The sequence below is a fragment of the Ralstonia sp. SA306 genome, assembly GCF_054792405.1.
Map to the genome: position 1 here is coordinate 1,218,107 of NZ_CP096452.1, position 13,555 is coordinate 1,231,661.

Genomic DNA, 13,555 nt, shown 5'->3' on the forward strand with positions numbered 1-13,555 from the left:
TCTCTCCTCTCTCTCTGGAAAGCGAGATCTGCGCGGCTTCGGCCGCGTTTTTTTTCGTGCGTTCAGCGCGAACCTCTGGCCCCGCGCGCGTTCCAGCTCATCGCCCACGCATAGAAGCCCACCAGCGTGCCGAACTGCAGGAACACGGCCCACAGCAGAAAGATCTGCGGGTACCAGAGCATCGACCCCTTGAGCAGCACCACAGATGCCAGCGTGTACTGAAACGGAATGAACACCGTCAGATATGCCATGCCCATGACCGACAGCACCAGCTTGCGGATCAGGCCAAAGTCGAGCACGTTGTAGATCAACGCATAGAGCCACGGCGTGATCAGCACCACCACGACCGACGCCTGCGTGAGCGAGCCGATGGAACCACCGCCGTCATACGGAAAGCTCGCCGGCCACATGAAGAAGTAGAACTGCGCGCTGGCCTGCACCACGCCAATGAAGCGCAGCCAATACGCCAGCGGCAACGCACGGCCGCCGATGAAGCGGGTGCCGAACAGCAGCGCCAGCGTGACGATCATCCCGACCAGCCATTGCACGGCGGTGGGCAACGCGGCGTCGCTGTGCGGATACGGAATGGCCCCAAAGCCCGGCACGAGCGCCTTGACGGCCGCCACGCGAATCTGCCCTTCCAGTGCTACGCTCCAGAACCCGATGATGCGCTCCCACAGCCCGGCCACGGTTGGCCAGAGTGCGCAGTACCCGGCAGTGAGCGCTAGCGGAATCCCCAGCACGTCGATCCAGCGCGAGAGCGGGAACGCCAGACGCCGCATCGCACGGTGCATGACGATGCGATCGCCGCGATAGCCGATCACCCGCTTGGGCTCATGCCCGCGCAATCTGCGCCGGGTGGGCAAGTCGTCGGCTGGCGCTTCCTCGATCGGCTTGGCGTTCATCGGAAACTCCAGCGAAAGCCGATTTCACCGTAGGTGCGGTTGTAGAAGGGGTTGTGGTAGTACTGCGCGCCAATGAGCAACAGCAGATCACGCGACACACGCTCGCGCCACTGGATCGCGTAGCTCATGCTGTTGTAGTCCGCACGCTCGGTGCCGGTGGTCAGGACTTGATAAGCCTCGCGGGCGTGCTCCACGCGCAGGATGAGCGCGCGCTTTTCGTCGTTGCCGATCGTGGCCGCAATGTATTGGCTCGGGCCGAACACCAGGCCGGGATTGGCCCGGTTGAAGCGCAGGCCGCCTTCCAGCACCACCGACTGGAAATACGCCAGCGAGCTGAGCACCAGCCCCTGGTCATTGCGCACGCTGTCCTGGCCCTGCGCGTAGTAAGCGCCGATGCCCACCACGAAGCGGCGGTCGGGCCCGAACTTGCGATAGCCCGCCACATCCACACGCCACTTCGAGAACAGCTCGCTGTTGCCCGTGCCCGCGCCGACCAAGAAGTAGTAATCCTCGGAGATATCGCGCGTGAGCGAGAGTGCGCCGTACTGGCCCGCAAAGCCAAACCGGCTCTGCCGATCCAGTTCGGCCTGCCAGATGCCGTATGAGGTGACCATCATGCCGCGCAAGGCCACGGCCGTGGCACCGCCAAAGCCGTCGCTCATACGGCCTGTGTCGAGCACGGCCTCGATGGCGGCGCGCTCGGGTGCGTAGGGTTCCGGCACAGGCTGCGGCACGGTGGGCGCGTTGGCGCCAGGCGTGGGCACGGGCGTTGCGGCCAATGCCGTGGCGCCTGCTGGCGGTGTGGCGCCTTCCTGTGCAGCCGGTTGTTCCGGTTCGGTTGCAGCCTCTTGCTGGGTTGCCGGCTCTGCCGGTTGCATCGTTCCGGCCGGTTGCGCGTCTTCCACCGGCTGGGCGGCGGCCGGCTCGGCAGCCTGAGCCCACACCGCTGGCGCAGTCATGCCGCAGATGGCCGCCGCCGTAATCCACGCGATTGGAATTCGGTTCACGCTGGTATTTCCCCGTCTGTTATTGAAGCGGGCGCCGGCCTTTTTTTTGATGCGCGGCGGCGGCCCTCTCTGCTTGTTGTCTTGTGCTTAGCCGCCCGTGTTCAACTTGGCAGCAACGGCGAGCTTGGTGCCGGCGCCTGCCACCACGCGCCAGTTGTTCCCTTCCCGAACCACGCTCGCTTGGCCCGTTTCCACGCGCGGCTCGGCATAGCGATCCGCCGGGAACAGCCATGTCAGGTCATTCAGTGTTTCCGGATTCTCAGCAATCACGCGCACGTCGCCGCGCTCCGATGTCGTGTGCCACACGGTCTTCTCACGCCGCTCGGCAAACTCGGCCATCTGCGTGATGGTGTGCCAGCGGAAGCGCTTGCGCGCCTCTTGCGCGTCGGCGGCTTCCATCAACGCGTCAATGGCGTGCAGGTAGCGCACCGCACCGGGCGGGTGGAAGTAGATCAGGCGGATCTCGCCCGAGTCCGTGGTGAACTTCACCAGCGAGGTCAGCCACGCCGCAATCTCCGCTTCCGGAATGTGCGCCATGTCGGCTTCTTCAATGGTCGCGTACTGCCCATACGTCTGCACGGGGAACGACCAGATGTGCTCGTCGCGGCGGCCGTTGCGATACGTGCGCGTCGGCCCCTGGCCAATGTTGCCGGTGAAGTAGTAGCCCTTGACGTTGTGCTCATCCAGCCAGCGCGTCGCCCATTCGGGCTGATTGCCGGTGGGCGCGGAATACTCGGTCTGCGGCTTGCCCGTCAGCGCCTCGATGGCATCTGCGTTCTTCTGCAGGTAGGTCTCCATGGTGGCCTGGTTCTCTTCCGTCACGTTCAGGCCAAACCAGTCGTGAATCCAGCCGCCGTGGCTGCCCACTTCGTGCCCCTGCTTCATCAGGCCGTGCACGACCTCTGCAAACGCAGGGTTGTGAGCCAGGTTCACGCCCAGGCCGTCGCCAAACTGGCGCTGGTCAGGGCCGGCGGTGATGTGGAAGCTGAACGGGCCGCGCTTGAAGACGCCGTCTTCAATCAGCTTGTCCGTGGCGTCAATACAGATGCGCGCGTCACAGTGCCAGTTCAGCACCAGGCCACCCACGCCCTGCGGCGCCGGCGACAGGCGCGGCTGTTCCAGCACGTGGCCGGCAAAGTAGCTGAGGAAGCCGTGCATCAGCACGCCATCGGTACGCAGCTTCAGATACGTCAGCGGCAGGTTGACGAACAGCACGTGGCCTTTACCCACGGTGCGCTCGCCCGCGATGATCGAGTTGTCTTCGGAGCGCAGCAGCACCTTGCCGGCGTAGCCGCCGTGCGTGCGCAAGGTCGGATACTGCAGCATGTCATGCCCGTAGCCCGACAACACGGCGCGCCCTTGCGACACAATCCAGCGCCCAGGCGGAATATGCAGATCGACCATCGCATCTGGCTGGCCATAGACGGTGGCCTGGCTTGCCATCTTTTCGCGCAGCGTTGAATAGAAACCGTACTGCACGCCAGCCAGCGTCGACATGCGCGAGGCGCCATCCTCGTAGAAGCCCTTTTCATTGAGGATGCCTGCGTCGTACACCTGCATGAGCGCGCCGCCGTTTTGCACGAACTGGCTGATCTGGTTGACAAGCGCGGTGGTCATCGAACGGTGCACGGTGTCGGGCAGGATCACGCCGGCAAACACACGCTCGCCATTCAACCCGTGGCGCACGAAATCCGACGCCGACATGGTGCGCAGGCGCAAGCCCTCTTCCAGCGCGGCGTCTTCCCACGCCTGCACGTAGATGCGGTTGTCTTGCCCGAAGTTGTCAGGCACCACCAGGACGATGTCGTCGGTCTGCGGGCGGCCTGGGCCCGCGCTGAGGTTGCGTGCCAGCAGCAGCGCGCAGGCCGCAAAGGCGATCAGGATCAGCAGACTGGCCAGATGCTTGCGCCAGTTGATGTGCTTGGAAGGTGTGCTCATTCGGAAACCGCCAGTGCGTGCGAGAGCCCGATCAGCGCGCCCTCTTCCATCAAGTTCCAGCGGCCTGCCGCGCGCCATTGCGGCGCGGCCTGCAGCCACTTCTGCGCAGTCGGCATATCGCCGAGCTTGTAGGCGGCCCAGGCGATCATGCCCCACGGGAACGGGTCAGCCTTGCCCGACAGCCACGTCTGCCCGTAGCGGAACTTCCATACCGCCCATTTGCGTTGGGCGGCGGAGCCGGTTTCCAGGCCATGCACCCACGGATAGACCGGCGCAACCGCCGTCGGGTAGAAGCCGTAGGGCGTGGGTGGCAGGCTCACGCGTGCGGGCTCCAGCGCGCCGTTCAACTGATAACCATAGGCATGCGCAAGGCCGTCCATCATCTGCTTGTGTGATGGCAGCGCGGCCAGCTCCAGCGTGTAGTGCAACGATGCCTTGGGGTCGGCGCGCAGGCGCTTGAGCGCTCCGGCCACTTCCACGTTGTCGGCAAAGTAGGCTTCCGGCCGATCGGCAAACGCCTGGAATGTCGCGCGCTTCGGGTCCCACAGCGTGGCCAGGTGCATCAACGCGAGGCTGCAGCTCGCCAGCAGTTGCGGCGGGCCATGCAGGATCTCATTGACGAGCAGGCACCAGAACACCGCTTGCGAGTCATCCGCATCGGCGTGGCCACATGCGGCCCAGCCGTCTGTGCCATTGCGGCAGAGGCGGGGGAACGTGCCATTCGGCTGTTGATACGGCAGCAGCCAGTTGGCCAGCCCAACGGCCGGGGCCTGCACGTCGGCACCCAGGCGATGAGCGACCAGCAGCGCTTCGATGGCAACGTAGGGCTCGACGTAATCGCCCTGGGCGAATACGGTCATGGCCCCGTCGGGCGTGGTGAAGTCTTCAAACATCGTGGCACCGTGCGCAGCGGCAGCCGACATGGCGAGGCCTGCCAGCACAGCACCGCAGCGGCGAACGCAAGCGTTCCAGAACGTGACCATGCGAGCCCCCTTACCCTTCCACACGCGCGAACTCGTGCGCGGTAATCACGCCATGCACAACACAGCCGGGCGAGACGAACAGGCGGTTGCAGACAAGCGTGGTCGGTGCATCAGGGCGGCCGATACGGCAATTCGGACCGAGAACGATGTCCTCAAAGCCGATCAGCGGGCCAAGTACAGCGCTGCCCGCACCGATCTCAAGGTTCTTGCGTGCAGACAGCGTGCCGGCAATGCGCACGCCGTCGCCCGTGCGCAGGTGCCCGTGCGTTTTGATACTGCCTTCGAGCACGGTGCCGCCCGCGACCCGGCAGTCGCCACGCACCACGTAATCGCAATCGGTTAATTCGCCGGCCGACAGCGTGGCATCGCCGTCGAGCACGCGGCGCTCCGTTGCGGGTTTCGGCATGCCCACGGGGCGCGCAGCGCCGCGCACGTCGCCAAACATCACCTCATTGGCGCCAGCACGCTCGAAGCGCGCCGGTGCAGCCATCACGATGCGGTCCTCCGCAGTGACACGGCCTTCGACACGCACGTTAGGCCGCAACCGCACATTGCGCCCATGCACCCAGCGCTGCACCACCACGTTCTCGCCCAGTTCGATATCGCCTTCGGCCAAGCAGGCACGCAGGCGGGTGTCGTGCTCGACCTCGACATCCTGCTCGACATACAAGTCGGCACGCACGCGGCTGCGTGGCCCCAGCCACGCGTTGCCCCGGAACACGACGATGTGGTTGACCTTGTCCAGCATGCGCTCCAACCCCGCTTGCTCGGCAGACGGCCGGCCGCGCGGGTCGCGCCCCACGCTCAGTTCCGCGCTCACGGGCACCTGGTAGGCGGCACCGGCAGCGCGCATGGCTTCAACATCCACGCCGTACTGCTCTTGCAGCCGGCGGCGGAAACTGTTGGCAAAGAAGGTAAGGTTGTTCGGCTGGTCACGCCGCATCGGCAGCGGTGCGGAGTCGGTCGGACGCAGCCATTCCGACAACGCCGGCAGGAACGGCAGTACGAGCAGGCCCGCAACCGCGCCGCTCAGCAGCAGCACGCTTCCGATCATGTGCCCTCCGGGCCGGTGCGCACGGGCACCTCGCCGGCCATGATGTTGACCACACCCGCGGCTTCCGTGCGAAAGCGCTCGGTCTTGTCCCACACCAGTTCGCGCTTTTTCACGGCGTCGATGACTTGCGTCACACCCGCGCGCGCGATCGTCATCATGCTGACCAGGAAGCCGAACAGGTTCAGCGGCAGCAAGCGGATGCGGTTGCGATGGCCATCGAGGTAGGTGGCAGCCGCAATCTCAAAGAAGGCTGCGTTGGTACCCAGCCCGCCGTAGCACAGCAGCGCCGCCAGAAGAATCCAGCCCGAGACAATGGACTGCGCCGCCGCATAGAACAGGATGACCGCCACCACCCAGCCGGCCAGCTGCACCATCGGCATGACGAAAATCAGCAGCAGCAATGCGCCGTCCAGGCGTTCAAGCCGGCTGATGCGATCGTTGGCGAGCAGCTTGCGGATGTTCTGCACCATCACCTGGTTGTGGCCGCGCGACCACCGGCTGATCTGCTTGAGCCGCACGGGCCAGACTTCGGGCACCTCTTCGTAGCATTCGGAGCGGTTCTGGTAGACCGTTTTCCAGCCGTGCTGCAGCAGGCGGAACGTCACATCGGTGTCTTCGGCCAGGGTGTCGATGTTCCAGCCACCGATATCGTCCAGCGCACGGCGGCGGATGCCGCCCACGGTGCCGCCGTACTGCGGTACCAAGCCCAGGTTCATGCGGGCGGTCTGGTCGACCTGGTAGCCGCCGGAGCGTTCCAGATCGAGCAGGCGCGTGAGCAGGTTTGCACCGGCATTCACCGGCACCACACGGCCCATGATGGCGCCCACTTCCGGGTCGAAGAACGGGGCCACGAGTTGCTTGATCAGCCCGCGCGCCGGCAGGTAGTCGGCATCGAACACGATCATGATCTCGGCGTCGATCAACTGCGTGGCGTCGCGCAACGCAGCCGCCTTGCCGGGCCGGCCTTCGGTGCGGTGAAAGCGCTGGAAGCGGCCCGGGTTGCGCGCTGCAATCTCGTCGATGATCTCGCGCGTGCGGTCCTTCGAGCGGTCATTGACCGGCATGATGGTCAGCTTGTCCTGCGGATAATCCACCAGCAGCAGCGCGTTGAGGCAATCCGCAATCACGCGCTCTTCGTTGTGCGCCGCCACGCAGACGACCACGCTGGGCCACGCACCCTGTTCAATGTCGAGATACGGCTGACGCTGACGGCCGAACAGCCGATTCAGCGTGAACAGGTAGTGCCGCGCGGTGTACACCACCAGCAGCGTGATGATGCAGAACGCAAGCACCAGCAGGATATCGATTGCGAGCGTGGACATGATCGTGATTGCCTTTTCGGTTTCCGCTCAGGCGGCTTCGCGTGCGTCCACGTCGCCAAGGAATTCCTGGACGAACCCGCCGCCCAGGGCGGACACGATGCGCTGTGAAGCCAGCCCATCGCCATATGGGTTGAGGTGCTGCGAGAATGCGCGCCATGCGTCGTCGTTGTCGTACAGGTGGCTGACGGCGCCCACGATGCTGTCGACCTCCGTGCCGACCAGGCGCACTGTGCCGGCCTGCACGGCCTCCGGGCGCTCCGTCACGTTGCGCATGACGAGCACCGGCTTGCCCAGCGACGGCGCCTCTTCTTGCACGCCGCCCGAGTCGGTCAGGATCACGTGCGCACGCTGCATCAGGCGCACGAAGCGGGCGTAGTCCAGCGGCTCGATCAGGTGCACATTCGGCAGGCCTGCCAGCGCGGTCTGCACGGGCCCGCGCACGTTCGGGTTCAGGTGGATCGGATAGACGATCTGGATGTCGTCGCGGCGCGCCAGCTTGGCCAGTGCCTCGCAAATGTTGGCAAAGCCCGAACCGAAGTTTTCGCGCCGGTGTCCCGTCACCAGCAACACCTTGCGGTCGTCCTTCAGGAAGGGGAAATGCGCATCCAGCTCGGCACGGAAGGCATCGTCCTTCACGATGCGCTGCGTGGTCTGCAGCAGCGCGTCGATCACGGTATTGCCCGTCACCAGAATGCGCCCGCCCAGGTTCTCTGCCTGAAGGTTGCGGCGCGATGAATCGGTTGGGGCAAACAGCAGATCGGCGCACACGTCGATGGTGCGGCGGTTCATCTCTTCCGGCCACGGTTGGTAAAGGTCGCCCGTGCGCAGGCCGGCTTCAACGTGACCGATGGGAATGCGACGGTGGAACGCAGCCATGGCCGACATCATTGCGGTGGTCGTGTCGCCGTGCACCAGGATGCGGTCGGGGCGCACCGTCTCCAGCACGTCGTCAAACGCCGTGAGCAGGCGGGCACTGAGTCCGTTCAGCGTCTGGTTTTGCGTCATCAGCTCCAGGTCGATCTGCGGAACGATGTCGAACAGGTCCAGCACCTGCTGCAGCATCTGCTTGTGCTGCCCCGTCACGCATACGACGGATTCCATGGCCGACTGCGCGGCCAGCGCCTTGACGAGCGGCGCCATCTTGATCGCTTCGGGCCGTGTGCCGAAGACGGAGAGAATTTTCATAGCCGGATAGAAGAAGCACGGCATGCGCATCGCAGACGCGCATACAGCACACAGGACTGACGAAGGGAATCGGGTGACGCCTCCTCCGTGCCTCCTTCTTGTTCTTGTGCGACCGTGGGGGCGGGGAAACCGGGCGTCGTGCAGGCCGCAATTTTCTCAATGAACACGCCATTGCCGCCACCCCTCGTTTTTTTAAACAGAAAGGCTGACTAGGATTACCCCTTCTTTAGGGGGTGCCGGAAATAACCAGCGTTTGCGGCGAAAAGGAGATGCAGGATCGCGTGCGTTGCTGAAACTGTCCGCGTGGCGCGGAGCCGCACTGGCACTTGCGTTGCAGCCGATTGATTGCCTGAACGTGAATAATCAGCTGATAAATCGGCGTCTCATGCCCGGCTTGTCTTAAAACCGAAACATACGCAATTGCAACGTGAATGAAAACACAACAAGGCCAAATCATTCCCACCCATTAGTGGGGTGTTTCGATTTATCTTCTGGAAAAAAAAACGCGGCGTCTTCCAAACGCCGCGCGCTGTGCACTTTGGGGGAAGCACAGGAGTTAAATCGATTCGAGTTCCCGGCCGCGTGTTTCAGGCAACGTGAGTGCCGCCACGATGAGCAGCCCATAGGCGCCCGCCGCGAAGATGCCAATGGCATGCCCCAGCGACGAATGCGCGCTCACCTGCCCGATCAGGAACGGGAAGCACGCGCCCACCGCCCGGCCAACGTTGTAGCAAAAGCCCTGGCCCGAACCACGCACCGCCGTCGGGAACAACTCGGTCAGGAAGGCGCCCATGCCAGCAAAGATGCCCGAGGCAAAGAAGCCCAGCGGCAGGCCGAGCAGCAACATTGTGCTGTCGGTCACCTCCAGTTGCGTGTAGGCCAGCGCCACCACCATCGAGCCCACTGCAAACAGGATGAAGTTGCGCTTGCGGCCCAGGCGGTCAGTCAGCACCGCGCTGATCAGGTAGCCGATGTACGAACCGATGATCACCACGGCCAGATAGCCGCCGGTGCCCAGCACGGTCAGATGGCGCTCGGTTTTCAGGAACGTCGGCAGCCACGTGGTGATAGCGTAGTAGCCGCCTTGCGCGCCGGTGGTCAGCACGGCGGCACGCAGCGTGGTGCTCAATAGCCGCGGCGAGAAAATCTCGAAGAAGCTCGTGCGCTCGGCGGCCTGCGACTTCGCCTCCTGAAACACCTCGGGCTCTTTCACCAACCGACGCAGGAAGAACACGAATACGGCAGGCACGATCCCCACGAGAAACAACGCGCGCCATGCGGTCTCGGGCGGCATCACGCTGAAGAACCACGCATACAGCAATGCCGATGCGCCCCACCCCAGAGCCCACCCTGCTTGCACCATGCCAACGGCCTTGCCGCGATCCCGCGAGCGAATGGCTTCACCGATCAGCACTGCGCCGGCCGTCCACTCGCCGCCAAAACCGAAGCCCATGAGCGTGCGTGCAATCAGCAGTTGTTCGTAGTTCTGCGCGAGACCGCACAGGAAGGTGAACACCGCAAACCAGAGGATGGTGATCTGCAACGCGCGCACGCGCCCGATGCGATCCGACAGGATGCCCGCCACCCAGCCGCCCGCAGCCGATGCCAGCAGCGTGCATGTGCCGATCAACCCTGCATCAGCCTTGGAAAGGCCCCACACGCCGATCAAGGTGGGGATGACGAAGCTCAGGATCTGCGTGTCCATCGCGTCGAGCGCGTAGCCCACCTTGCAGCTCCAGAACGTGCGGCGCTCCTGCGCGGAGATCTCTCGGTACCAGCGGAACAAACCGCCGGAATTGGCTGCGGTCGTGGCGTCCGTCCCGGCGGGCGCTCGCGCAACCGTTGCTTCGGTTGTCATGGTGTTTCCTCCTTTGTTGATGCTGTCTCGATGTATCTATCGCTTATTACTTGCTATAGGCCAGCGCCTCTGCGTGCGCCAGTTGGAACCCCGATACCCGTCCGTCTTTCGGTCTTGCAGCTGCGTGTTCAGGTCAGCGCTGCGGTGCGCACGTCGGTGATCAGCATGTGCCCCGGCGCATGCGTGATGCACAGCTCCGGCCGTGCCTGTTGCACCACCGCCTGGGGTGTCACCCCGCAGGCCCAGAACACCGGCACTTCACCCGGCTGCACGGGCACCGCATCCCCCCAGTCGGGCTGTGCGAGATCGGCAATGCCGATGGCCGCCGGATCACCAAAATGCACTGGCGCGCCGTGCGCACGCGGCATGCGCGAGGTGATCTCGATCGCGCGGATGGCATCGGGCACCAACATCGGCCGCATCGACACCACCAGCTTGCCCGCCAGGCGGGACGTGCCGATCGTGTCGACCGACGTGCGATACATCGCCACGTTGCGCGACATGGCGATATGGCGCAGCGGCACGCCCGCTTCCATCAACGCATGCTCGAACGAGAACGAGCAGCCGATGGCAAAGGCGACCATGTCGTCGGTCCACAGCGCTTCAACGTCGGCCGGCTCGTCGGCCAGTTCGCCGTTGCGGTAGACGCGGTAGCGCGGCACGTCGCGGCGCACGTCAACGTCCTGGCCCAGATGGCGGAACACGGGCACGCCGGGTTCGGTCACGTCCAGCAGCGGGCACGGTTTCGGGTTGAGCTGGCAGAAGCGCAGGAACTCGTTGGCCCACGTATCGCGCAGCATCACGATATTGGCCTGCACGTAGCCATCGCACAGGCCGCTGGTGTGCCCGCGCAGCACGCCCGAGCGCGCCGCAAGGCGGGCGGAATACGGATTTGCGTACGCCACGCTGGCACCCGGGCGGGTGTGTACGGGCATCGGCGCCGGGTGTTCCGGCATTCTTTTTGCCTGGGCTATCTCCACTGCCGTCGTCATGCAAGCTCTTCCACAAGGTTGTTCGTGCGGCACATTGTGAAAGCGTGATGAAACGCGGTCCAACGAAAGTTTCGGATTGCAGGCGATAGGAAAAGGTGATTGCCGAGGCGGGTGCAGCATCCGCGCGTGTAGAATCCCTCGCCCTACCGTTTGCCGCTCCTCGCCTGACATGGACTACCAAGCGATCCTGGACACCATCCACCGCGACATCCAGCCGTACCTCGGCCAAGGGCGGGTTGCCGATTACATTCCCGAGCTGGCCGGCGCCAATGCGGCGGATTTCGGCATGGCCATCGTCACACTGGGCGGTGATGTCTACACGGTGGGCAAAGCGGATGCGCCGTTCTCGATCCAGAGTGTCTCCAAGCTGTTTGCCTGCACGCTGGCCTTCCAACTCGAAGGCGAAACGCTCTGGCAACGCGTCGGCCGCGAACCCTCCGGCAATGCTTTCAACTCGCTGGTGCAGCTCGAATACGAGAGCGGCATCCCGCGCAACCCGTTCATCAATGCCGGTGCGCTGGTCGTGACCGACGTGTTGTGCCGCCGCTTCGTGCAGGCTGAAACCGCACTGGTGCAATTCATGCGGCGGCTGGTCGACAACCCGCGCATCGACTATGTGCGGCGGGTGGCCGAATCCGAACTGGCCCATGCCGACCGCAATCGCGCGATGGCTCACTTCATGAAGAGCTTCGGCAACCTGCACATGCCGGTGGAAACCGTCATCGATGCGTACTGCCGCCAGTGCGCCATCGAGATGGACTGCACCGACCTCGCCCGCGCGGTGCTGTTTCTCGCCAACGGCGGCGTCGTGCCGTGGAGCGGTGAGCGCATCGTCGATGCCAGCCCCGCCAAGCGCCTCTCTGCACTGATGCTGACCTGCGGTACCTACGACGCGGCGGGCGACTTCGTCTATCGCGTGGGGCTGCCCGCCAAGAGCGGCGTGGGCGGCGGCATCGTCGCCGTGCTGCCCGGCGAGTTTGGCGTGTGCGTGTGGTCGCCAGGGCTGGACGTCAGCGGCAACTCGCTGGCCGGCCTGCAGGCGCTGGAATGGCTGACGACACTGACCGGCCGCTCGATCTTCTAACGCTGCCACCACGGCACGCTTCCGTGGCCTGGGCGGCCTGGGCGGCCTAGGCGGCTTAGGCGGCTTCCGTGTTGCGCTCGACTTCTTCGGCAATGGCATAGCGCGGGCCGACCGACAGGCAGAATTCCCGCGCCATCGTGCGTGCCAGGCCAACAATGGCTTCGTGCACCTCCAGCCCCGCTCCCGCGCGCCATGACGCGATGATCGGCAGCGCGGGCAACGCCGGTTCCACTTCCAGCACCGTCAATGCGCCGCTCTCAATGCGGTCGCGCACCAGCACGGTGGGCAACGCGCCCACGCCAAAGCCATCGCCCACCAGGCGCGTCATGGCGGCCACCGAATTGACGCAGTTCACGCGCGGTGACTCCACCCCGCTCAGGTGCAGCAGGTTGAGCATGTCCTGATGCGGCCGCGAGTTGCGCACGAAGGTGATGAGCCGTTCGCGCGCCAGTTCACCCAGACTGCCATACGGGTGCGCCAGCCGGGAGTTGGTGGCCACCACCCAGTGGATCGGGTACTGCGCGAGCTGCACGTTGCGCACACTTTCGGCACGCAGCAGATCGGTCTGGAAAGCAATGTCGAGCGCGCCCTTCTGCAAATGCTCGACGAGGTGCATCGCGCTGTCGGCCACGAGTTCGATTTCCAGCGCAGGAAACATCTCCGCCGTGCGCGCGATGAGCGGCGAGAGCCAAGTGTGGATGACGCTGTCCATCGCCCCCACCCGCACGCGCCCTTCAAAGCCCGGGCGTTGTGCCACGGCTGCCTGCAACTGGTGCAGCGTGCTCACCATGCGGTCGGCATATTCCAGCACCTTGTGGCCATCGGGCGTGAGTTGCACGCCGCGTGTGTCGCGGTCAAACAGGCGCACGCCCAGCTCTTCTTCCAGCGCGGCAATGCGCGCCGAAATGGACGCCTGCGTGGTGAACAGTTTGTCTGCGGTGAGACGAAAACTGCGCAGCCGCGCCACCCAGACAAAGGTTTCCAGGAAACGTAGGTTCATGCCCTGCCCCTCGTGTTGTTGTATGCGGCCCGCTTGCGGCGCACCCGCTGCGCCACCGGCCGATGCAGCGCGCTCAGGTTACGGATTTTCGTGCTGCGGCGCACGCTCATGCACGCCTGTTCGGCGGTTTTTACCAGAGCCCCGCCAAAACCGCTACGGAACCTCGTAGTTTCTACAAAAGCGGCCGCGCCCACACCCACGCCGCACTACGTAATTCGCCAATAGCT

The 13,555-nt window shown here is 64.6% G+C and carries 11 protein-coding genes; 1 reads left to right on the top strand and 10 read right to left on the bottom strand.

What is annotated here, in order from left to right:
- Positions 1-62: 62 nt before the first annotated feature.
- From M1D44_RS22025 to M1D44_RS22065, 9 genes are all read right to left on the bottom strand, one after another.
- Complete coding sequence (locus M1D44_RS22025) at positions 63-905, bottom strand: hypothetical protein (protein ID WP_316852443.1); 843 nt, start codon at positions 903-905, stop codon at positions 63-65.
- A complete protein-coding gene (locus M1D44_RS22030) occupies positions 902-1,912 on the bottom strand; it encodes a YaiO family outer membrane beta-barrel protein (protein WP_316852444.1) in 1,011 nt (336 codons plus the stop codon). Before M1D44_RS22030 ends, M1D44_RS22025 begins: the two co-directional genes overlap by 4 nt.
- Positions 1,913-1,999: 87 nt before the next feature.
- The gene (locus M1D44_RS22035; protein WP_316852445.1) at positions 2,000-3,850 is read right to left on the bottom strand and encodes a polysaccharide deacetylase family protein; all 1,851 of its coding nucleotides are present in this window, start codon (positions 3,848-3,850) and stop codon (positions 2,000-2,002) included.
- The gene (locus M1D44_RS22040; RefSeq protein ID WP_316852446.1) at positions 3,847-4,833 is read right to left on the bottom strand and encodes a hypothetical protein; all 987 of its coding nucleotides are present in this window, start codon (positions 4,831-4,833) and stop codon (positions 3,847-3,849) included. The genes M1D44_RS22035 and M1D44_RS22040 overlap by 4 nt, the downstream gene beginning before the upstream one ends.
- Positions 4,834-4,843: 10 nt before the next feature.
- Positions 4,844-5,887, bottom strand: a complete 1,044-nt coding sequence (locus M1D44_RS22045) for a bactofilin family protein (RefSeq protein WP_316852447.1) — start codon at positions 5,885-5,887, stop codon at positions 4,844-4,846.
- Complete coding sequence (locus tag M1D44_RS22050) at positions 5,884-7,209, bottom strand: glycosyltransferase family 2 protein (RefSeq protein ID WP_024978654.1); 1,326 nt, start codon at positions 7,207-7,209, stop codon at positions 5,884-5,886. The genes M1D44_RS22045 and M1D44_RS22050 overlap by 4 nt, the downstream gene beginning before the upstream one ends.
- Positions 7,210-7,236: 27 nt before the next feature.
- On the bottom strand, positions 7,237-8,394 hold the full coding sequence (gene wecB, locus M1D44_RS22055) for a non-hydrolyzing UDP-N-acetylglucosamine 2-epimerase (protein ID WP_024978653.1): 1,158 nt from the start codon (positions 8,392-8,394) through the stop codon (positions 7,237-7,239).
- Positions 8,395-8,950: 556 nt separating this feature from the next.
- Positions 8,951-10,252, bottom strand: a complete 1,302-nt coding sequence (locus tag M1D44_RS22060; protein WP_024978652.1) for an MFS transporter — start codon at positions 10,250-10,252, stop codon at positions 8,951-8,953.
- Positions 10,253-10,380: 128 nt separating this feature from the next.
- A complete protein-coding gene (locus M1D44_RS22065; RefSeq protein WP_024978651.1) occupies positions 10,381-11,187 on the bottom strand; it encodes a putative hydro-lyase in 807 nt (268 codons plus the stop codon).
- A 226-nt stretch (positions 11,188-11,413) separates the two neighbouring features.
- On the opposite strand from M1D44_RS22065, the gene M1D44_RS22070 reads away from it, so the two are divergent.
- Positions 11,414-12,328, top strand: coding sequence for a glutaminase (locus tag M1D44_RS22070; RefSeq protein ID WP_024978650.1), 915 nt, complete (start codon positions 11,414-11,416; stop codon positions 12,326-12,328).
- A gap of 55 nt (positions 12,329-12,383) precedes the next feature.
- Here M1D44_RS22070 and M1D44_RS22075 read toward each other — a convergent pair whose 3' ends face one another.
- A complete protein-coding gene (locus M1D44_RS22075) occupies positions 12,384-13,328 on the bottom strand; it encodes a LysR family transcriptional regulator (protein ID WP_024978649.1) in 945 nt (314 codons plus the stop codon).
- Positions 13,329-13,555: the final 227 nt, after the last annotated feature.